The 19,697-nt window shown below is 48.0% G+C and carries 22 protein-coding genes; 17 read left to right on the forward strand and 5 right to left on the reverse strand.

The features are described 5' to 3' along the window. The coding region (locus tag AB2U10_RS00005; protein WP_493820015.1) for a hypothetical protein at positions 1–531 on the forward strand (531 nt) is incomplete at its 5' end. Positions 532–553: 22 nt separating this feature from the next. Beyond that, positions 554–982 (forward strand): hypothetical protein, encoded by a 429-nt coding sequence (locus AB2U10_RS00010; protein ID WP_367916519.1) that lies wholly within the window; start codon positions 554–556, stop codon positions 980–982. A 329-nt stretch (positions 983–1,311) separates the two neighbouring features. Here AB2U10_RS00010 and AB2U10_RS00015 read toward each other — a convergent pair whose 3' ends face one another. Further along, the gene (locus AB2U10_RS00015; RefSeq protein ID WP_367916520.1) at positions 1,312–1,731 is read right to left on the reverse strand and encodes a hypothetical protein; all 420 of its coding nucleotides are present in this window, start codon (positions 1,729–1,731) and stop codon (positions 1,312–1,314) included. A gap of 910 nt (positions 1,732–2,641) precedes the next feature. Here AB2U10_RS00015 and AB2U10_RS00020 point away from each other — a divergent pair. The 3 genes from AB2U10_RS00020 to AB2U10_RS00030 all read left to right on the forward strand — a co-directional run bounded on the left by AB2U10_RS00020 (position 2,642) and on the right by AB2U10_RS00030 (position 3,967). Beyond that, positions 2,642–3,151, forward strand: a complete 510-nt coding sequence (locus AB2U10_RS00020) for a hypothetical protein (protein WP_367916521.1) — start codon at positions 2,642–2,644, stop codon at positions 3,149–3,151. 124 nt (positions 3,152–3,275) lie between these two features. Further along, a complete protein-coding gene (locus AB2U10_RS00025) occupies positions 3,276–3,608 on the forward strand; it encodes a DUF1493 family protein (RefSeq protein WP_367916522.1) in 333 nt (110 codons plus the stop codon). 29 nt (positions 3,609–3,637) lie between these two features. Then, a complete protein-coding gene (locus AB2U10_RS00030) occupies positions 3,638–3,967 on the forward strand; it encodes a DUF1493 family protein (RefSeq protein ID WP_367916523.1) in 330 nt (109 codons plus the stop codon). Positions 3,968–4,072: 105 nt separating this feature from the next. Here AB2U10_RS00030 and AB2U10_RS00035 read toward each other — a convergent pair whose 3' ends face one another. Then, entirely contained in the window at positions 4,073–4,657 is a 585-nt protein-coding gene (locus tag AB2U10_RS00035; RefSeq protein WP_367916524.1) for a M23 family metallopeptidase, read from the reverse strand. Positions 4,658–4,661: 4 nt separating this feature from the next. On the opposite strand from AB2U10_RS00035, the gene panC reads away from it, so the two are divergent. Continuing rightward, positions 4,662–5,489, forward strand: coding sequence for a pantoate--beta-alanine ligase (panC, locus tag AB2U10_RS00040; protein ID WP_367916525.1), 828 nt, complete (start codon positions 4,662–4,664; stop codon positions 5,487–5,489). A 50-nt stretch (positions 5,490–5,539) separates the two neighbouring features. Continuing rightward, a complete protein-coding gene (ytxJ, locus tag AB2U10_RS00045; RefSeq protein WP_367916526.1) occupies positions 5,540–5,884 on the forward strand; it encodes a bacillithiol system redox-active protein YtxJ in 345 nt (114 codons plus the stop codon). 15 nt (positions 5,885–5,899) lie between these two features. Here the strand turns inward: ytxJ and AB2U10_RS00050 are convergent, their stop codons facing one another. Then, a complete protein-coding gene (locus AB2U10_RS00050) occupies positions 5,900–6,523 on the reverse strand; it encodes a 4'-phosphopantetheinyl transferase family protein (protein WP_367916527.1) in 624 nt (207 codons plus the stop codon). 154 nt (positions 6,524–6,677) lie between these two features. Between AB2U10_RS00050 and AB2U10_RS00055 the strand changes: the two genes are divergently transcribed. From AB2U10_RS00055 to AB2U10_RS00100, 10 genes are all read left to right on the forward strand, one after another. Further along, the gene (locus tag AB2U10_RS00055) at positions 6,678–7,571 is read left to right on the forward strand and encodes a WD40 repeat domain-containing protein (RefSeq protein WP_367916528.1); all 894 of its coding nucleotides are present in this window, start codon (positions 6,678–6,680) and stop codon (positions 7,569–7,571) included. A 218-nt stretch (positions 7,572–7,789) separates the two neighbouring features. Continuing rightward, positions 7,790–8,950: a DivIVA domain-containing protein gene (locus AB2U10_RS00060; RefSeq protein ID WP_367916529.1), complete on the forward strand. Its 1,161-nt coding sequence runs from the start codon at positions 7,790–7,792 to the stop codon at positions 8,948–8,950. Further along, positions 8,950–9,312 carry a dihydroneopterin aldolase gene (gene folB, locus AB2U10_RS00065; protein ID WP_367916530.1) on the forward strand — a complete coding sequence of 121 codons (363 nt, stop codon included), beginning with the start codon at positions 8,950–8,952 and terminating at the stop codon, positions 9,310–9,312. Before AB2U10_RS00060 ends, folB begins: the two co-directional genes overlap by 1 nt. After that, positions 9,309–10,481 carry an MFS transporter gene (locus AB2U10_RS00070; protein ID WP_367916531.1) on the forward strand — a complete coding sequence of 391 codons (1,173 nt, stop codon included), beginning with the start codon at positions 9,309–9,311 and terminating at the stop codon, positions 10,479–10,481. The genes folB and AB2U10_RS00070 overlap by 4 nt, the downstream gene beginning before the upstream one ends. Before the next feature lie 2 nt (positions 10,482–10,483). Further along, positions 10,484–11,365 (forward strand): bifunctional 5,10-methylenetetrahydrofolate dehydrogenase/5,10-methenyltetrahydrofolate cyclohydrolase, encoded by an 882-nt coding sequence (locus AB2U10_RS00075; RefSeq protein ID WP_367916532.1) that lies wholly within the window; start codon positions 10,484–10,486, stop codon positions 11,363–11,365. Positions 11,366–11,377: 12 nt separating this feature from the next. Continuing rightward, positions 11,378–11,770 carry an acyl-CoA thioesterase gene (locus AB2U10_RS00080; RefSeq protein WP_367916533.1) on the forward strand — a complete coding sequence of 131 codons (393 nt, stop codon included), beginning with the start codon at positions 11,378–11,380 and terminating at the stop codon, positions 11,768–11,770. A 182-nt stretch (positions 11,771–11,952) separates the two neighbouring features. Further along, positions 11,953–13,758 carry a molecular chaperone HtpG gene (htpG, locus tag AB2U10_RS00085; protein ID WP_367916534.1) on the forward strand — a complete coding sequence of 602 codons (1,806 nt, stop codon included), beginning with the start codon at positions 11,953–11,955 and terminating at the stop codon, positions 13,756–13,758. Positions 13,759–13,963: 205 nt separating this feature from the next. Then, positions 13,964–14,563 (forward strand): HmuY family protein, encoded by a 600-nt coding sequence (locus AB2U10_RS00090; RefSeq protein WP_367916535.1) that lies wholly within the window; start codon positions 13,964–13,966, stop codon positions 14,561–14,563. A gap of 26 nt (positions 14,564–14,589) precedes the next feature. Beyond that, positions 14,590–16,551: a TonB-dependent receptor plug domain-containing protein gene (locus tag AB2U10_RS00095; protein WP_367916536.1), complete on the forward strand. Its 1,962-nt coding sequence runs from the start codon at positions 14,590–14,592 to the stop codon at positions 16,549–16,551. Between the two features lie 11 nt (positions 16,552–16,562). Beyond that, positions 16,563–16,991 carry a hypothetical protein gene (locus tag AB2U10_RS00100; protein WP_367916537.1) on the forward strand — a complete coding sequence of 143 codons (429 nt, stop codon included), beginning with the start codon at positions 16,563–16,565 and terminating at the stop codon, positions 16,989–16,991. 151 nt (positions 16,992–17,142) lie between these two features. On the opposite strand, the gene AB2U10_RS00105 is transcribed toward AB2U10_RS00100, so the two are convergent. Together AB2U10_RS00105 and AB2U10_RS00110 are read right to left on the reverse strand one after the other, a co-directional pair. After that, positions 17,143–17,688: a hypothetical protein gene (locus AB2U10_RS00105; protein WP_367916538.1), complete on the reverse strand. Its 546-nt coding sequence runs from the start codon at positions 17,686–17,688 to the stop codon at positions 17,143–17,145. A gap of 21 nt (positions 17,689–17,709) precedes the next feature. Then, a complete protein-coding gene (locus AB2U10_RS00110; RefSeq protein WP_367916539.1) occupies positions 17,710–19,650 on the reverse strand; it encodes a hypothetical protein in 1,941 nt (646 codons plus the stop codon). Positions 19,651–19,697: the final 47 nt, after the last annotated feature.

A 19,697-nucleotide genomic window follows, 5' to 3' on the forward strand; every position in this document is an offset into this window, starting at 1 on the left:
ATGGCAGCAGGGATGATTGCTGCACCCATAGCGGCAATCGGAGCTGCTGAGTTTGGAGTAGGCGGAGCAATGGCCGCCGGGGTTTCTCGCTTGGGAGCTATCCGTACGCTTTCCATAGGCCGAGCTGTCTTAAGAGCCGCACTTGCCAAAGGCGCGTTTAATCTGGGAGGACAAACGGTAAGTAATGCTTTAGACAATAAAATGAGATTAGATTTGATAGGATTGGGCTTTGATATATTCGCACCAACTTATATTTCAGCTTTAACCGGCTTTGGAGGAGCAGGGTTTGATTTTAAATCAATGAGATTCTATGAAGATGTTAAACTTGATACTAAAGGAGCTATAAAAACCGGTTTAGGACTGGGTTTTGGGAGAGTGGGTGGCGGCTTACAAAGTGTGATGGGGGCCAATGGATTCTCTACAACTATGTCAAATATGGCTGAAGGTATTTTAAAGGTGTATAATGAAGCTTTTAATTCAATGATTGATAAATTCCCTTCAGGGCAGCAAAATGATAAAAAGGGCAATTAATGGCATATTAGAATTCTTGAAATTGGACAGTAAGGAATCACAAGTTAAGATCATAATTCTTCTTGTATTATTAGCTATCTTTCATATTTTTTACGTCAGACAAGAAGATGATATTACAGCTAAATTAGAGGAATGCAGTTTTTATACAATTATGGAACCCCGAATTATGCATTCAAGTGATTATTTATACTACGATTTCTACTATGACCATAAAAGATACTCTTCAAGTACAACTTTAGGTTCCGAAGATGTGGGTATCGGGCATACTAAAGAAAGCGTGATGAGGGAGCGATATTGGATACAAGTATATTGTAATGATTTTAAGACTGATCGGATTTTATGGAAAATCCCTGTACCGGATACTTTAAAATACATACCTCCAAAAGGCTGGAAGAAGATACCATATGGTTTAAAAGAAGAATCGGTCTGGTTTAAACGTTGGAGAAAGTAACTTTGATCCGTGGGGAGTACGTTTAAATGGTACGGGAGTAGTAAATTCCGTGCAGAACCGCTGGGAGTTGCAAGCGAAGGAAAAAGAATCTACCTTTAACCTCAACAGGATTAACTTTGGAGCGAGGATGTATAACCCGGCGATTGGCATGTGGGATAAGGTGGATCCGATGGCGGGGTAGTACTATGCGTATTCAGTCTATCAATATACATTGAATGATCCTCTCATTTCCCTCCTAAAAAGAATACCTGCAGCACAGAAAGCGTAAACCGTTCATCCTTATCCGGTTATCTGTGTATTTAAAATAAGGGGGGGGGCCAAATGTACAATTATACCTTTCCCAGGAGAGTAGTCATATAAACAGAAAGCACAAGCAATGCAAAACCGGTCAAAACGGCCAGGACATAGGTTCTCCTTTTCCCGGCGAAATCTTCACCGGTATCCGTGACAGGAATTGCAGATATACTTCGGAGAAGAGCATTTCCTATTACAATTACCGGCAGATAAATCACTGCTGCGGCAAGAACTATTTTTAACCCGGCGTTCGCCCCCAAAAGTACATTCATATCGGGTTTGAAAAACTTCCTGTAAAAATAAAGCGCCAGGCCCAGGAAGGTAAAATAGTAGATTCCGACAACATAGTAAAATTTTGTTTTATATCTTACTTTTTCATTTCCGGATAAATTCCCCATTTGCCTCTTTGTCCATAAATAGGAAAAGTCCCGTATATTCACCAGAATTTCTTTCATATTGTATAATTATTAACGTCCATCCCGACATACCCGTTCCCATTGACGTTTGCCGTTTGGTTCATCTGATCTCCCGGTCCCGGATATCTAAAAGCCAGTTCTTTATCATAAAAACAAAACAAGCACAACCACCGCAGTCTTTTTCACCGGGTTGTTTACAAGTTATCGCTGAAATTTGAAGTACCCGAAAATAAAAACACACCCAAAAATAAACACCAAACTCATAAAAAGGAACAGATAAGTGCTCAGAAGTTTCCTTCTGAACACTTTAGGGGTAATCTCGTCCTTCAACGGCAGAGGATTCCTGATCAATAAATAATCAAATCCTTTTGCCAATAATAATGCAGGAGCCATATACATAATATAACTGACTATTTGAACTATAGCAGGATATTGCCCGGTTTTTGCAATATACAGGAAAAGCCAATCCGGAATAAATATTCCTAATAACAAAAAGAATCCCAAATAGTAAAAGAACACTATCCCGATACAGTAAATCCAATATGGTAAATTACGGTTGTAAAAGGCCAATATATAAATGTAATCCCGTACATCTGTCAGAAACTTATTCATTCAATAACTAATTAATCACAAAAATCATAAATTGAAATTGGCTCATTATTCGCTTCATATATAACAATTCAGGTCATCTTAGATTTTAGGATGTAATGAAATTTTTAGTTAGTTATATAAATCAACGGGAATATGAGGTTATAATAAAAAACCACGAATAAATTAGAACTCAATAATGTTGTTCTAAAGAGAACACAATAACACGAAGACACTATCACTTCTAAGTTACGTTCCGGTAACAGAAGCAACTAATTTAACTCAAGAAGGGTTCATAATTATTCGCCAGTGATGCACCTGTGTCAAATTTGAATGTATAACCTAAACATTAAATTAAAAAATGATCTCCATAGCAAGAATCTTAAAAACCGGCCTGTTATCTTCCTTTTTGTTTTTATACGGGTGCTCCGATAAGAAAGAAAATGATTATCTTAAAAATAAAGCTATTCAGAATAAGCTGGACAAAGCCATTGCTTCTGCTCTCACCAACACGCCTTACCCTGATTATGTCACTGTTTACTTTACAGAATCTGGAGGAAAAGGGTACATTTTTATAACTCCTCATGTATCTATTGAGAACATTAGAAGTAAATATTATTTTGAAGCAGGTAAGAAGTTAATAATAATTGGTTATAAAAGTGAAAATATAGAAAACAAATTTGCCAAATTAAAATCTTCCAAACCGGAAAAAACTTTCAATTCCGCCAATAACATGACGGATATATATGATGGTAAACAAGCTGTTTTTGAAATTTTAAATGACAATAGTATTCAGGAAATTACTCCCACCGTAGAGGTTCTGGAGTTAAATGATTATGGTCTTGTTCAATTTGTTCCTCCTGACAAATAAGCTCTCTACTAGATTCACATCAGTGACCTGTAGAGAAATTTATTAAAAATTATTACCAGTAGAAACTTCGTAATCCTTTCAAGTTATAGTGCCAGATGCAATGTATCCAAAGAAACAAATTAATATGGAGAATTTAGAGGAGATAAAATCTTTATTGATGAAACAAGGCGTAGAAAAAGACAAAATTAATCTAAATACAACTATTCAATCATTGGGCCTGGGTCCAGAAGAAATAGATGAATTTTTCGGGGACTTTGTTAAAACTTTCTATATTGATGGCCAGGAATACAATTATTACGACTATTTTTTTGAAATGGTTCATCCTTTACATATGCTTTGTGACTTATTCTACCGCATTTTTTATCCTTCAAAAAACAAAAAGATAATGATAACGATGGCTCATTTATTAGCTGTGATAGAGAAAGGCAAATGGTTTAAGCCTCAAAAGGACCAATAGGTGGAATAATTAAACCATTGAGAATTCGTATGGACAAAACTATTTTTCTGAAAGAGATAAAGACGATTTCAAACCAGGTTTGGGGAGCAGAACCAAAATCATTAAATGATACTATTCGGCAAATGCGGGTTGCTTCTGATGATATCGAAATTTTCATGGAGAAATATGCCAGTAAATACGTAATAGATATGCAGGCCTATGATTATTCTGACTATTTTTACGATGATAACTTCTTTATAATTAATACATTCAGAGAGGTCGGTTTTCTACTGAATATTATTAAGCGAAAACAGGATTTAACATTTGAGCATTTATACACAATTGCAGAAAACAGAAAATGGGTAAACCCTTTCGTCTGAAAACCGTATTTGATGACAAACAAAGAAGTGCATTCTTCTTTACCCGGAAGCCCTAAAATAAAAACCTTTGCCATAATAAAGCCCCCGGCATTTCTTCCCGGAAAATTACTCCGCTTCGAATTTCATAAACAGGAAATCGAACGGATCAAGGTATTCGCCGTTCTTTTTGAGGGTATAATGCAGGTGCGGGCCCGTGACTTTCCCGGTGGCGCCTACCCTGCCGATCCGGGTGTTTCTTTGAACATCCTGGCCTTTTTTTACACTGATTTTGCTTAAATGGCCGTAAACAGATTCAAAGCCGTATTTATGCCGGATCTTCACAAAGTAGCCCAGGTCTTCCTGGAAGCCCGTTTCCGATACCGTGCCGTCTCCGCTCGAAACCACGTATTCGCCCGTCTTCCCTTCCAGGTCAATACCCCGGTGAAATTTGAGCACTTTGTGAATAGGATGCTTACGGGCTCCGTAGAACGAGTTCACTTCAACAGGCCTCTCCAACGGGTTGCCGGCAGGAATATAGCAGATGAACAGGTCTCTGAACGGGTCGTTATGAATAAAGCTCACCAGCTCTCCGAGGTCGGTCATCGGAGAAAGTTCTTTTTCCCAGTAATCGTCTACAGGCGTTTTATAACTATATTGGGCGCTCAAAATATGGACACTGCACACCAAAACCGTCAAAATTCTCAAAAACATGGGTATGAAAGTATTTGAAAGCATTATTGAGACGCAAAATTACATAAAAAGTCATTCCGTAGGTTTTGTTCCCACCATGGGCGCCCTGCACGAAGGGCATATTTCCCTGATCAGCCGGGCCGTAAAAGAAAACGAATTAAGTGTGGCCAGTATTTTTGTCAACCCCACCCAATTTAATAACCCCGATGACCTGGCCAAATACCCGCGTACACTGGAAACCGATCTCGACCGCCTGGAAAAGGCCGGCTGTGACGTGGTTTTTGTACCTTCTGTCCGGGAAATGTACCCCGGGCCCGCCGTCCTGAAAATCGATTTCGGGAGGCTTGAGCAGATTCTCGAAGGCGCCTTCCGCCCCGGCCATTTCAACGGCGTGGGGCTGGTGGTCAGCAAGCTGTTCCATATTGTACGGCCGCACCGGGCCTATTTCGGGCAGAAAGATATCCAGCAATGCGCCATCATCAACCGCCTGGTAAACGATCTAAGCTTTGGCATTGAGCTGGTTTTCTGCGAAACGGTGAGGGAACCTGACGGCCTGGCCATGTCGTCACGGAATGTACGCCTCAGCCCGGAAAAGCGGCAGGCCGCCCCCTTTATTTACCAGTCACTGCTGCAGGGAAAAGAGCTGCTGCTGAACGGAGTCTCACCGGCAGAAACAGAACGACAGGTAGCCGCCGCCTACAACGGGCACCCCGACTTTACCCTGGAATACTACGAGGTAGTGGCTTTTGAAAACCTTGAACGCATTCAGCACTACGACCCCTCCGTGAAAACGGCTGTCGTTACAGCCGCCCATCTTGACGGCGTGCGACTGATCGACAATATTATTTTCTGAAACATTTCAGCCGTATATCCTGTTATAGAAGTATAAGCGAATTTCTAGTAATGAACTGGCAGAAACTTACCGATATAAGCCAACTGGCGCAACTGAACGAAGAATCGGGTCAAACCCCCGTAGGCATATTCAAGCACAGCACACGCTGTTCTATCAGTGCCACGGCCCTTGACCGCCTCGAACGCAACTGGTCTAAAGCACAGGATACGGAAGCCGTAAGCATGTATTACCTTGATCTGCTGGCCCACCGCGACATTTCCAATGCCATTGCCGAAAAATACGGGATTCCGCACGAGTCGCCGCAGTTTATTTTACTGAAAAACGGGGAAGCCGTCTACCATGAGTCTCACTACGGTATTGACCTGGGGGAGATCCTGGAGCAGGCCAGAAACTAACCTGTGATAAGGCGCTTAATACGCTACCACAAGATAATACTCCCCGATACGGGTAATGTAAAACCGGCAATCCAGGCGGGTGCCGTTGATGTCGATCAATCCTCTTAGCTGCCCGCCGCTCCCGGAAAGCCGGAGGTGCTTTTTAAAATCTACCGACCTCTTGCCGTACAGCTTGTACAGGGCTTCCTTGGCTGACCAGTATATGGTGGCCGTATCCAGGTTGCCGTTTACAGCAGCCACTTCTTCCGGGGAGTAAAGCCGGGGCAGGATACGGAATATCTGCTCCCGGGGTTTTTCCAGGTCGATGCCTACAGGACAATGCCCCGAAAACACCACCGCAATAAAATCTTCGGTGTGGGTCAGTGAAATCTCGTATTTCCGGCCGGCCAGGTGGGGTTTCCCGTGCTCATCTTTCTCCATTCCCCCGTAAGCAATGTTCAGCAGCCGGCAGGCTTTCTCCAGCACATACTTCCCGGCCAGGAACTCCCGCTTCTTCGCCGGCACAGAAATGGCGTCCCAGGCCTCCTTCTCTTCCGGGGTCAGCGGTGTCAGCTCCTGCAGCTCTTCCAGGGTTTCGCTGAGATTCCATACCACAATCTGTAACCCATTCTCCAATGTTATGTTGCTAAAGAGAGACATTCAAGTTATTTTTGTTCGAAATACCGGCAATTAAACCACAGATCGCGAAGTGTACAAATGAAAAGGCATAAATTCAAAAGATACACGCACCAACCGGGAATAAAAGCCGGCATATACGTAAAATTCTGCGTATCTGCCCGTCAATTGGAAACAGATGAAATTTGAAATCAGCAAAGTGGCCACCTACAAAGGCCATAAAGACAGTGTTTACGACCTGGCCGACGGAATTACGGAAGGCAGGTTTCTCTCTGCCGCCGGCGACGGCTACCTGGTAGAATGGGTCTCGCCGGCAGAGGGCGTGCCGGTAGCCCGGGTAAACCACCCGGTATATGCCTTTGAGCACCGGAAAGAGCAGCACCTGATCTGGCTGGGTGAAAACTCTGAAGGCATCCACCTGATCGATACCGAAAGAAAAAAAGCCGAGACTTTCCTGAAGCTGGGCAAAGTATCTGTCTTTGCCATTGTTTCAGCCGGGAGCAAAACACTGGCCGGGAACAGCCTGGGGTATATCCACGTGATTGACAACCGGCAGAACACGTTCATCCGTCACCTGAAAGTAACGGATAAAAGCATCCGGGCCATTGCGGTAAACGGGGTGACCGGCGAGTTTGCCGCCGGTTCATCTGACCATTGCATCCGGGTTTATGACCTGGATACCCTGCAGCTGAAAAAAACCATACAGGCGCATTCCAATTCGGTATTTACGCTCGCCTACCGGGATCAGTTCCTGATTTCCAGCGGCAGGGATGCCCATATCACCCTCTGGGACAGCTCCCTTGATTATCAGTCCGCCATTTCCGTTCCGGCGCACAATTATGCCGTGAATCACATCCTGCCTTTAGCGGGCACTTCGCTCCTGGCCTCGTGCAGCATGGACAAGTCGATCAAAATATGGGATATCGATACAATGAACCTCCTGAAGGTGATTGACAAGGGGAAGTTCGCCTCGCACGGTACTTCGGTCAACCGCCTCTGGTGGAACAGCCGGACCCAAAACCTGTTTTCGGGGAGCGACGACCGGACGGTTTCGGAATGGAAACTGTTTTAAATGAAAAACTAAAAACTAAACGTTAAGGAACATCCTGAAACTCTTCACCGCAGCAGTGAACCGTTTTTAGTTTTTCACTTTTAACTTTTACTTTACTATCTTTTTTTTGTTATTTTGTGCTTAGAACAAGACTTGTCTCGTTATTAAGTGTATAGCGTATGTCACTTTATAATTAATTTTCCGTCTTATACATAACCGTTCTTTTAAAATTAGTAGAAATGAGAATCACTTCTTTGGAAATTAAGCAGCAGGAATTTGAAAAATCTTTCAGGGGATATAACGTGGACGAAGTCCAGGGTTTCCTGTCGGATATTGCCCAGGAGTGGGACAGAATGTTTAATGAGATAAAGATGTTAAAAATGCAGCTGGATATCGCGGAAAAAGAGGCATCCAAGCTCAGGGATGTGGAAATGACGCTGATTAAAACGCTGAGAACGGCAGAAGACACCAGCTCACGCATCGCCGAAACGGCCAATGCCGAAGCGACCAAAAAAGTAGAGAGCGCCCGCCTCGAAGCTTCCCAGACCCTCCAGAAAGCCGACCAGGAAGCGGCAAGAAAAGTTGAAGAAGCCACCCGGAAAGCCGATCAGATCATTCGTGAAGCAGAAAATACCGGCCGCCAGCTGGTTACCGAGGCAGAAAGCAAGGCGCGTGACATACAGAAAACTTCAGAAATGGAAATTGCGGAGCTGGACACTCGCTACAACGCCCTGGAAAAGAAGAAAAACGACCTGCTGTACCGGCTCAGGCAATACCATCACGAGCTTACAGCCCTGTTAAACGATACAGACCCGGCAGATATACCCGCACCGGCAGAAGAAAAGCCGGCCGTACCGGCGGCTCTGAAAGAAGAACCGGTAGACTTCTTCCGGGAAACCAGTGAAAAGATAGAAGACGATTACTCGAACGGCGTGAGCATTCCCTCAGCCGTAAATGCCATCAGCCTGGAAACCAGCCGGGAAGATGACGGCAAGACCAACCTGGAGGTAATTGAAGGGATTGGCCCCAAGATCAAAGAAGTGCTGAACAATGCCGGGATCATGGATTTCCGGACACTGGCCACCACTCCCGAATACCGGCTGAGAGATATCCTGGCGGCTGCTGGCCCTCATTTCGCCACGCACGATCCGGGCACCTGGAACGAGCAGGCGCTGCTGGCGGAGAACGGACAATGGGACAAGCTGGAAGAGCTGAAGGCCCGCCTGGTGGCCGGACGCCCCCAGGCAGCCCCGGCCGCCACTACCGACGGTTCCAACACCGAAGAAATGCTTGACAAGGTCAACAAGGTAAAGGCGGCCATCCGCAAGGCTATGGTAGAAAAATCAGCCCAGCCTGATGATGAAACACCTAAAAGCGGCTCCTTCTTCGACAGCATCTGATGGGACAAATAACGCTTGAAGGCATGGAGTTCTTTGCTCATCACGGGGTTTCAGATGAAGAGCAGAAAACAGGTAACCGTTACAGCGTAGATATCTGTATTGACGCTGACCTGCAGGCTCCCTGCCTTTCAGATGACCTCGCAGATACCCTGAACTACGGCAGGATCTACGCCATCATAGCAGAAGAAATGCAAACCCGTAGCCGGCTGCTCGAGCACCTGGCCTACCGCATCATCCTTCGCCTGAAAGAAGAATTTACCGGTATGTTAAAAGTTACCCTGCATGTTTCCAAATACAACCCGCCGGTGGGAGGAGTAGTGCACCGGTCAAAAGTTACTTTAGAAGAAAGCTTTATTCATTGAACCGCGTATATACCCTCCAGTTCTGGCTGCTCTGTACCAGCTCATTCTTGTTCTTTTCAAGTTTTAATATGCTCATCCCCGAGCTGCCCGATTACCTGTCGAAAATGGGCGGCGGTGAGTTTAAAGGACTGATCATTGCCCTGTTTACACTTACAGCAGGGGTTTCACGCCCTTTCAGCGGCAAGCTCTCCGATACGGTAGGCCGGGTACCGGTCATGGCCTTCGGCTCGCTGGTCTGCTTTGTATGCGGGTTTCTCTACCCGGTGACCACCACGGTCATCCCCTTTCTGCTGCTCAGGCTGGTGCACGGCTTTTCAACCGGCTTCAAGCCTACCGGAACAGCGGCGTATATTGCCGACATCGTGCCCTTTAACCGCCGGGGTGAATCTATGGGCATTCACGGGCTGATCGGCAGCCTGGGTATGGCTTTCGGCCCTTTCCTGGGCGGATGGATCGTACAGCATTTTGACTTTAATATCCTGTTTTACACCTCATCGGTACTGTCTTTCCTTTCCATTGCCATCCTGGTGAATATGAAAGAAACGCTGCCTTCCGGGCGCAGGGAGACCTTCCGGTGGTCATTGCTGAAGATCAGCCGTAGCGAGGTCTTTGACGGGAGTGTCATGCCCGTAGTGATCGTGGTTTTCTTCTGCCTTTTCTCGTACGGAACGGTCATCACGCTCATTCCCGACCTTAGCAAAAGCATAGGACTGAAGAACAAAGGATTTTACTTCCTGGTCTATACCCTGGCCTCCATCGGTATCCGGATCATTGCCGGCCGGTGGTCAGACAGGAAAGGCCGGTCTAACGTGCTGATCATCGGCAGCCTGTTCATGATGATGTCGCTGGTCTGCCTTATATTTACCCGTGACCTCTGGCTGCTGTCGGTCTCCGCCGTGCTGTTCGGAATAGGCAACGGTATCGTTTCGCCCATCACCCAGGCCTGGACCATCGACCTCTGCGCAGAGGAAAACCGGGGGAAAGCCGTGGCCACCATGTACATTGCGCTGGAAGCCGGTATAGGGCTGGGTGCCCTCCTGCCCACTTTTATCTACCGGAACAGGGTGGAAAATCTGCCGGCATCTTTTATTTTTACAACGGCAGTGGTCAGTGTGGCCCTTATTTATTTGTTGATATATAACCGGAAACATTCGGTTTCCATTACATAAGAATGACAATCATAGACGGAAAATTGATTTCAGGCCAGGTGAAGGCCGAATTAAAGCAGGAAGTAGAGGCCATCCGGGCAGCGGGCGGAAAAATTCCGCACCTGGCAGCCATTCTCATTGGCGACAACGGTGCTTCGGAGACTTACGTGGCAAGCAAGATCCGCTCATGCGAGGAAATAGGCTTTACATCCAGCCTGGTCAGAAGAGACTCTTCGGCCACGGAAGAAGAGGTGCTGGCCATCATTGACACCCTTAACCGCGATGCGGATATCGACGGCTTTATTGTGCAGCTTCCGCTTCCCGGGCATATCAATGTAGACAAGGTGATTGAAGCCATCGACCCCAGGAAAGACGTAGACGGCTTCCACCCCATCAATGTGGGCCGTATGGCCAAAGGCCTGCCGGCCTATATTTCGGCTACTCCTTTCGGTGTGCTGGAGCTGATCAAACGCTATCAGATTGAGACCTCGGGCAAGCATTGCGTGGTGGTAGGAAGAAGCCAGATCGTGGGCCTGCCCATGAGCCTGCTGATGGAGCGGAACGATTACCCCGGCAACTGCACCGTTACGCTTGCCCACAGCAAAACCCGGAATATCAAAGAGATCTGCCTGCAGGCCGATATACTGATTGCCGCTCTGGGCAAACCCGGCTTCATTACCGCTGATATGGTGAAAGAAGGCGCCGTGGTGATTGACGTGGGCCTTACCCGGGTGGAGGATCCCTCCAAAAAGTCGGGCTTTGCCCTGAAAGGAGATGTGGCCTTTGATGAAGTGGCCCCGAAGGCATCGTACATTACCCCGGTGCCGGGCGGCGTAGGCCTGATGACCGTGGCAGCCCTGATGCACAATACCCTGCTGGCCAGTAAAAAAGAAATTTACGGATAACCCCTCATTGCTATGAACTTTCATACCCGCAAATGGATCAAGCCGGAAGACCTGAACCCCAACCAGTCGCTGTTCGGCGGCCGTCTTCTCGAGTGGATTGACGAGGAAGCGGCCCTCTATTCCATCATCCAGCTTGAAAACCCGCGTTGTGTAACCAAGTACATGTCGGAGATCAACTTTGTCAGCTCTGCCCGGCAGGGCGATATCATCGAGATCGGCATCCTGGCCACTCATTTCGGCACTACCTCGCTGACCCTGGCCTGCGAGGTGCGGAACAAGATGACCCACCAGACCATCATCCGCATCGATAAGATCGTGATGGTGGCCCTCGACGAGGAAGGAAACCCTGCACCGCACGGGAAAACAAAAATTGAATATACCAAAGACCGGCTGGCGGGCAAATAAGAAGAACGGCTATAGCCCCTTCGTGGTCTGGTCATTTCACAGGGCCTGACCGGTCACGATCTGAACCTGTTAAGGCACAAACCATACACTTCTACTGCCAAATTGTCATATTTGTACCTCTTGGAATAACCTTTGAATATCCCAGGTAGATATTCATGTTAAATCAAGACGATAACCATAATATGACAACTGAAAAAGGTACGATTTCAATCAATACCGAGAACATTTTCCCGATTATCAAGAAATTCCTGTATTCTGACCATGAGATCTTCCTGAGAGAGCTGGTTTCGAATGCGGTAGATGCCACCCAGAAACTTCAGAAGCTTTCTTCCATTGGCCAGTTTGACGGAGAGCTGGGGGAGCTGAAAGTCAAAGTGTCATTTGACAAAGATGCCAAAACCATTACCATTTCGGATAACGGTATCGGTATGACCGCCGATGAGGTAAAAAAATACATCAACCAGATCGCGTTTTCAGGAGCAAAGGAGTTTGTGGAGAAATACCAGCAGGAGTCCGACAAAGGCAATATCATCGGGCAGTTCGGCCTGGGCTTTTATTCGGCCTTTATGGTGGCCCGCGAGGTAGAGATCATTACCCGCTCGTTCCAGCCTGACGCCCCTGCGGTAAGATGGTTCAGCGACGGCAGCACGGAATTTGAGATCTCAGCGGCCGAAAGAGCGGAAAGGGGTACCGATGTGATCCTGCATATCGCAGAAGACTCCGAAGAGTTCCTCGACGAATACAAGCTGGAGCAGATCCTTACCAAATACGGCAAATTCCTGCCTACCACCATTGAATTCAAAGATAAGGTGATCAATAATCCCAACCCGGTGTGGGTGAAAGCCCCGTCCGAGCTGAAAGACGAAGATTACCTGGCCTTCTATAAAGAGCTGTATCCTTACGCCGAAGATCCCCTGTTCTGGATCCATCTGAACGTAGACTACCCGTTCAACCTGACCGGGGTGCTTTATTTTCCGAAGATCCGGCAGGACTTCCAGCTGAACCGGGAGAAAATCCAGCTTTACAGCAAGCAGGTGTTCATTACAGACGATGTGAAAGATATCGTACCCGAATTCCTGCAATTGCTGCACGGGGTCATCGACTCGCCGGATATCCCGCTGAACGTATCGAGAAGCTACCTTCAGGCCGACGGTAACGTGAAGCGCATCAACACCTACATCACCAAAAAAGTGGGTGAAAAGCTGGCAGATCTTTTCCGCGAAGACCGCAAGGCTTTCGAGGAAAAATGGGAAAGCATCGGGCTGTTTGTCAAATACGGTGTGATAGCCGACGACAAGTTCTTTGAACGGGCCAAAGAATTCATCCTGTTCAAAAATACAGCCGGTGAGCACTTCACCATTGACGAATACAAAACAAAGCTGGAGGCCAACCAGACCGACAAAGACGGCAACGCCATTGCCCTCTATACCAATGATATCCAGAAAGAAGACGCCTACATCGCCGGCGCTGCCAAACGGGCGTACGACGTGCTGGTGTTTGACGATGTGCTGGATGCCCACTTCATTAACGCCCTGGAAATGAAAGTGGAAAAACTGAAATTTAAACGGGTGGACTCGGAAGCGGCCGACAAGCTGATCGATAAAGGACTCAAAACCGAAGTGGTTTTATCGGAAGACGAAAAGAAAAAGGTAGAAGAAGCATTCAAGCCGTTTATCGGCAACAATATTGTCCAGGTGGAGGCTCTGCCAACCGATGACCTCCCGGTATCTATTGTTCAGACCGAGTTTATGCGGCGGTATACCGACATGTCAAAAATCAACGGCCAGGCCGGTATGCTGGGGGCTATGCCGCTCATGTACAACCTCGTGGTGAACGGTAACCATCCGCTCATTCAGAAAATTGCACAGGAAGGCAACGAAAACGGCCTGGCCCGGCAGCTGGTTGACCTGGCACTGCTCTCGCAGGGCATGCTCACCGGGAAAGACCTTACCCAGTTCATTTACAGGAGTGTGGAAAAAATGGGGTAATTGAATTAAAAACCGGGGAAGCGCGTTTTATATAACCGGTTTCCCTTAATCTGCTTCCCCGGTTTTTACTTACTTCTATACACTTTTTCCCCATATAAAAAATGCAATGCATCATATAATAACCTGATCTTAATCATAAAAAAGTACCCGGAGCGAGGGGAAATTTGCATTTCAGTTATTTATATTTAGTCTAATTAATAATACAATGAAGTTCAGATTTCTGTTATTGTCGCTTGTACTGTTCATGTCCGCCTGTAAAGACAGCGAGGAAGAACCCAAGCCGGCACTCGAGGTAAAGACCGTACAAATTGATGCAAGAAGCTACGCCGACTGGGTGTATTTTTCGTTCGAGAAGGGAGAAGTGGTTTCGGTAGATCCTGCGGGATTTTCATCTGACCTGAACTGGGATATAGCTTTTCACCGGAACGACGTACGCCTCAACTGCGGGCTGTCTGGCAAAGGCGCCGGAGGAGCGCTGAAAACCACGGTAAAAACACTTGCCGACATTTCAACGGCCCCTACCAGCGGTTATGTAGTAGATGCAAAGAAGTCGATCATGACCAAATTCACCCTCCCCGTACCCGTTTTTGAAGATCAGCCCGCCAATACTGAGATCAACTGGCTGAACGTGGACACCAGCAATCCACCGCCGGTGTATACCCTTTTTGACGACGTGTATGTCATTAAAACCGCACAGGGAAAATACGCCAAGATCAAATTTAAGAATTACCTGAGTGATAAAAACGAGACCATGATCATCACCCTGGAATATGCCTACCAGGCGGATGGCTCAACATCGCTCTGATCGTGTATTTATCCTTGCCGGACGCTGTGAAAAAGGCTTTTCTCTTCGTTTTCATCTCCTGGTCAGCCCTGGCGCAGACCGATACCCTGCAGGTGGCCCCGGTAGAAGACATCACCCATCTGCATGAGGTGGTGATCACCGGTACGCGCACCCCCAAGCTGGTGAAAGACAGCCCTGTGCTGACCCGGGTGATTACGGCCAGGGACATCCGGAAGCTGAATCCCGGTAATTTCCAGTCCCTGCTGGAGATGGAGCTGCCCGGTATAGAATTTACCAGCAATGCCAATGTGCCCAACATCAACTTACAGGGCCTGGACGGCAACTATGTGCTTTTCCTGCTTGACGGGGAGCGGATAGCCGGTGAAACCCGGAACAATATTGATTATGACCTGCTTAACCCCAACAACATAGAACGGGTGGAGATTGTGAAAGGCTCACTCTCCACCCTCTACGGTTCCAACGCCATGGGCGGGGTAATCAATATCATTACCAAAAAGAATACAAAACCCCTTCATCTTCAGCTGAACGCCCGTACGGGTAGTTTTTCTGAGCAACAATACGCCGTGAACGCCGGCATAAGCCACAAAAAGCTGAACAGCTATACTTCCGCCCTCTGGAAAACCATTCATAACTACACCCTGGAAGACCGCGATTACCTGGAACGGATCTATACCGATAAAGTGGTTACCGACCCTGTTCTGCGAAAAAAGGAAGTGGAAGGCGGGAAAACCCTGAACCTGGAGCAAAAGCTGGCCTACCGTTTCTCAGACCGGCTGGTATCGGAGCTGAAAGCCACTTACCTGCAAAGAGAGCGGTTCAATGCCGGTGCGGAAGGTACCGTGATGCATAACCTGTACTATAGCTACAATACACTGCTCAGGAATACCTTCCGGTTTAACCCGGGAAACCAGCTGGACCTCACCTACAACTTCAGCACTTACGATAAGGTTAATTTTTACCACCGGATAGACCTTAAAGAGAAAGACTATACTCACCGGCTGCATAACCTGCGACTGATCTCCAACAACCGCCTGAGCAGCCGGCAAATGCTTACCAGCGGAGCTGAATTCCTGACCGAAGGCCTTTCCACCTACATGTTTCAAAGCGGGGAGAAATTCACCTCCGGCAGCTACACCCTGTACACCCAGCATGATTTTACCCCGGCAGAACGCTTTAACCTGCTGACGGGCTTTCGCTGGGACAAGCACTCCAACTACGGGGGCAATCTCAGTCCGTCGGTTTCCCTGAAATATACCCTTTCCAAAACCGTAAGCCTGCGCAGCACATATGCGGGCGGTTTTCGCTCGCCCAGCCTCAAGGAGCTGCATACCAACTGGGATCACCTCGGCATGTTCCAGATCATCGGTAACCCCGAGCTGAAGCCGGAAAAAAGCCGCACCTGGTCTGTTACCACCGATTATGCACACGGGAAGATGTATGCATCGGTCAACCTCTTCAGGAACCTCATTCACGACAAGCTTGACCTGCGGTGGAATGCCGCCAACGACACCGTGTATTACCACAACTCGGGGCGCCAGCTGCTGAAGGGGGCAGAGCTCAATACGGTTTTCTCTCCTTTGCAAAAATGGAAAGTTCAGCTGGGCTATACCTACACCCATGACGGACGGATACAGGGCGGAAAGAATCTCTCCTACACCCGGCCTCATACCGCAGTTTTCAAAACAGATTATACCTTTGGAAAAGCGAGCCACCGTACCGTGCTCAGCCTTAACGGCAAATACCTGAGCAGCACAGACGTGTACTCGGAAGATAACGATGATCTTTACTACAAAATACACTACCCCGGCTACAGCATCTGGCGCATCCAGGCCACACGGCATTACAAAGAGCACCTGGCTTTGAGTGCAGGCATCAGCAATATTTTCAATTACACCCCCGATGTCAACAGTTTTTACTCTTCCTCATCGCCGGGCAGAACCTTTTTTATCAGTCTTAACATAGATTCCGGTCTTATATTTTCAAATTAACTTTCAAACTTATGGAAATTATCTTCAAAATACTCCCTACCCTCCTGTTGACCGGCACTTTGCTGGCCTTTACAACCGATGACACGCCTGTAAAGGGAAAATACCGCTGGGATTTCGAGATCCCCGGATCGGGAACACAGAGCTCTGTACATGAATTTGCCGATGGCTATATCCTGTATACCATGAAAGGAGCCGCCTACACGGCAGAATACCGTATGGACATCGTAAAGCATGAGAAAAACCGTTATGTGCTGAAAGGCGCCGAAGGCGGTCCGAAAAGCGGGCGTTATTTTGTTATTTACCTGAAAGATATCTCGCCGGATACCATCACGATGTATAAAAAGGAATTGCCCACTTTAGAAGAAGCCCTGGCTTTCCCGGAACCGGATGCCGGCAATACCGAAAGCCACGGCTGGAACGTATATAGCCGTGTGAAGTAATGAAAATCTTTATGCTCTCCTGCAGGCCGGGCCGTGCAGGCTCAGAGTGGCAACGGTAAACGTTACAACTATCACCCCGGGCGCAGACGAGAACCAGATACCTCCCGTCTGCGCCCGGGGTGGCTATAACACCCTTACCTGTTAATGCCCATCATTCTACATAAAATTCCAATGTACCCGAAAGCGTACCCGTCTGGCTGAATGCCCCCGTATTGAGCGATTTATAAATGCTGTTCTGCGTGGTAGGCTTCAGGGTGATACCGTCTAATTTTACCTTCATCTTCTTCCCGCTCACCTCTACGGTCAGCTTTCCCGACGCATCGGTAGAAGTATATTCCAGCATGCCTCCGCTCTTGATTTCGGTGATGTTCATGGTAATATGACCGGGGTCTTCGTCAAATAAATCGCTTACCAGCGTATAGGTGGTTGTTTTTGCCGGTGGCGTATCCAGGTTAAAGAAAACGGAAAACGTTTTCAGGCTGTTAGAGCCGTCATTGGCTCCGATATACCGGTTACCTCCGGCCGAGGCCCAGCCGCAGGGGCCCTGAATTTTGTACTGCTCTCCACCGGCTGTAAGCGTAATGTCGGCTTTGCCTTCTGCCGTCTCGTCCGGAATGCCGGGCTCCCCTTTCTTTGTACAAAAGCTGAGTGAAACAACTACTGTACTCACCATTAAAATCCATTTTACTGTTTTCATCTTTCTTTTATTTTTAAGTCATTAATCTTTTGTGTTATATATTTCTGACACATTCCCGTAGTATACTACTCCGTTAGAAATCACGTAAGCTCTGAAGTAATAATACTTTCTATTTCCCTCAAGATTCAGGGTAAATGAATAATTATAAGGGAATGACCCCGGGTTACCTGCATTGCTTAACCTGGAATTGGCTATGGTAGGAGTATTAGTGGTTTCAGCATAGCATATCCCGTATTCCGATATACCATAACTGCCCCCTGAATTAACCCTTCCGTCAAAGCGAAAGCCTATGCTCACAATGGCAGCCCCCACAGTAGTCACACTGGGCGGTGAGGGGTCAGCCGTACGGAACGTCTGGTCGGCACCGTAGAGGGTCTGGCCGTTCGAAACCACATAAGCCCGGTAATGGTACGTGGTAGAAGCGTTTAATCCGTTTGCCAGCATGGTAAACCCTTTCGGGAACGACGTAACGTTACCGTATTCTGCAGCACGTGCATTACCGGTGGTAGGATTCGCAGAAGTGCTCCAGCAAATACCATACTCTCCTATCGGGTACGAGCCTCCGGAAGTCAGCGAGCCGTCGAGCCGTGCTGAATTGATGCTTATGCCGCCCGCACCGCCGGTGCTTACTCCCGGCCATGACACCGCCGATGTTCTGAAGCTTTGTTCCGACCCGTAGATAGTTACCCCGTTAGCTACCACAAAAGCCCGGTAATAGTAGGTAGAAGACATGTTCAGCCCGCCGGCCGTTACCGTAAAGTTCCGGGGGAAAGACGTTACATTTCCATACTCCGACGCCTTGGATCCCGCTGTGGTAGGGCCCGACGATGTGCCCCAGCAAACGCCATACTCGGTAATGGGGTAGGTTCCGCCGGAAGTCAGGGTGCCGTCCAGCCGGGCAGAGTTAACGGTTATATCGTGTGCTCCGCCAGTAGTTACCTGGGGCTGTACCACTGCGGTGGTCCGGAAGCTCTGGTCAGCACCATACGTGGTCACATTATTCGAAATGACATACGCCCGGTAGTAATAAAGCGTATTGGCGTTCAGGCCGGTGGCTGTAGCCGAGAACGAGGCCGGTACGGTAGCCACATCTCCTTTCTGCGCAGACTTGCTGCCTGCCGTGGTAGGAGCCGCCGCCGTACCCCAGCAGATCCCGTATTCAGTGACCGGGAAGGTACCTTTGCTCAGCACCGTACCGCTTAAGCGGGCAGTATTTGCCGTGATATCTGCCGAACCGTCGGTGCGTATCCCGGGCTGGCGCAGGTCTTCTGTCTTAAAGGTCAGGTCGGCTCCGTAAGAAACCACGTTATTCGCTATCACGTAAGCTCTGAAATGGTATGTAGTAGCGGGAGAAAGACTTTCCGCATTGACCGTAAACGAGGCAGGGAATGTAGAAACGTTGCCATTAATGGTTGTTTTTGTCGTCAAAGCCACCGTAGGGTTGGTCTCTTTACCCCAGACCATGCCGTACTGGGTGATCGGGTAGGTTCCTTTGCTGGTGACGGTTCCTTTCAAACGGGCAGAATTATAGGCCACCGCTTCAGCGCCATCGGTCCGGATACCCGGCTGTATAATGTTCAGGGTTTTGAAAGAGCTCTTCTCCCCGTAAAAGGTTCCGGCAGCCGTTATGGCATAAGAACGCACATAGTACGTTGTGTTCAATTTCAGGCTGCTGATGGTTTCCCTGAACCCGATCGGCGTAGGCTGGGTAGGATCCAGTGCCCCTGCCGTGGTTTTCACCCCGTCTGTAGCTTCTTCCTGCTCCGAATACACAAAGCCGTGCTCCCGGATATCCTGGTTTCCCGCCTTGCTGACGGCCGAGCTAAGCACGGCCGATGAAAGGGTAATGTCAGAAACGGCCACCCCGTCCAGCTCCGGTGGCCGGGAGGGCTCTTCCGCTACCTGACAGGAATGGAAAAGCCACATACAAAGGGCTAAAAGAAGCAAATTATATCTTTTCATCTTTGAAGAAGTTTTGAGTTCGGGGTGCCTGGTCCTGCTAAGACCGA

Source organism: Leadbetterella sp. DM7 (assembly GCF_040829825.2).
Taxonomy (GTDB): domain Bacteria; phylum Bacteroidota; class Bacteroidia; order Cytophagales; family Spirosomataceae; genus Leadbetterella.

What these genes read in the sequence shown, in the direction of transcription:
- AB2U10_RS00015 (WP_367916520.1), bottom strand. Translation starts at nt 1,731, where the DNA reads ATGAAAGAAATTCTGGTGAATATACGGGACTTTTCCTATTTATGGACA.
- AB2U10_RS00020 (WP_367916521.1), top strand. Translation starts at nt 2,642, where the DNA reads ATGATCTCCATAGCAAGAATCTTAAAAACCGGCCTGTTATCTTCCTTT.
- AB2U10_RS00025 (WP_367916522.1), top strand. Translation starts at nt 3,276, where the DNA reads ATGGAGAATTTAGAGGAGATAAAATCTTTATTGATGAAACAAGGCGTA.
- AB2U10_RS00030 (WP_367916523.1), top strand. Translation starts at nt 3,638, where the DNA reads ATGGACAAAACTATTTTTCTGAAAGAGATAAAGACGATTTCAAACCAG.
- AB2U10_RS00035 (WP_367916524.1), bottom strand. Translation starts at nt 4,657, where the DNA reads ATGTTTTTGAGAATTTTGACGGTTTTGGTGTGCAGTGTCCATATTTTG.
- panC (WP_367916525.1), top strand. Translation starts at nt 4,662, where the DNA reads ATGAAAGTATTTGAAAGCATTATTGAGACGCAAAATTACATAAAAAGT.
- ytxJ (WP_367916526.1), top strand. Translation starts at nt 5,540, where the DNA reads ATGAACTGGCAGAAACTTACCGATATAAGCCAACTGGCGCAACTGAAC.
- AB2U10_RS00050 (WP_367916527.1), bottom strand. Translation starts at nt 6,523, where the DNA reads ATGTCTCTCTTTAGCAACATAACATTGGAGAATGGGTTACAGATTGTG.
- AB2U10_RS00055 (WP_367916528.1), top strand. Translation starts at nt 6,678, where the DNA reads ATGAAATTTGAAATCAGCAAAGTGGCCACCTACAAAGGCCATAAAGAC.
- AB2U10_RS00060 (WP_367916529.1), top strand. Translation starts at nt 7,790, where the DNA reads ATGAGAATCACTTCTTTGGAAATTAAGCAGCAGGAATTTGAAAAATCT.
- folB (WP_367916530.1), top strand. Translation starts at nt 8,950, where the DNA reads ATGGGACAAATAACGCTTGAAGGCATGGAGTTCTTTGCTCATCACGGG.
- AB2U10_RS00075 (WP_367916532.1), top strand. Translation starts at nt 10,484, where the DNA reads ATGACAATCATAGACGGAAAATTGATTTCAGGCCAGGTGAAGGCCGAA.
- AB2U10_RS00080 (WP_367916533.1), top strand. Translation starts at nt 11,378, where the DNA reads ATGAACTTTCATACCCGCAAATGGATCAAGCCGGAAGACCTGAACCCC.
- htpG (WP_367916534.1), top strand. Translation starts at nt 11,953, where the DNA reads ATGACAACTGAAAAAGGTACGATTTCAATCAATACCGAGAACATTTTC.
- AB2U10_RS00090 (WP_367916535.1), top strand. Translation starts at nt 13,964, where the DNA reads ATGAAGTTCAGATTTCTGTTATTGTCGCTTGTACTGTTCATGTCCGCC.
- AB2U10_RS00100 (WP_367916537.1), top strand. Translation starts at nt 16,563, where the DNA reads ATGGAAATTATCTTCAAAATACTCCCTACCCTCCTGTTGACCGGCACT.
- AB2U10_RS00105 (WP_367916538.1), bottom strand. Translation starts at nt 17,688, where the DNA reads ATGAAAACAGTAAAATGGATTTTAATGGTGAGTACAGTAGTTGTTTCA.
- AB2U10_RS00110 (WP_367916539.1), bottom strand. Translation starts at nt 19,650, where the DNA reads ATGAAAAGATATAATTTGCTTCTTTTAGCCCTTTGTATGTGGCTTTTC.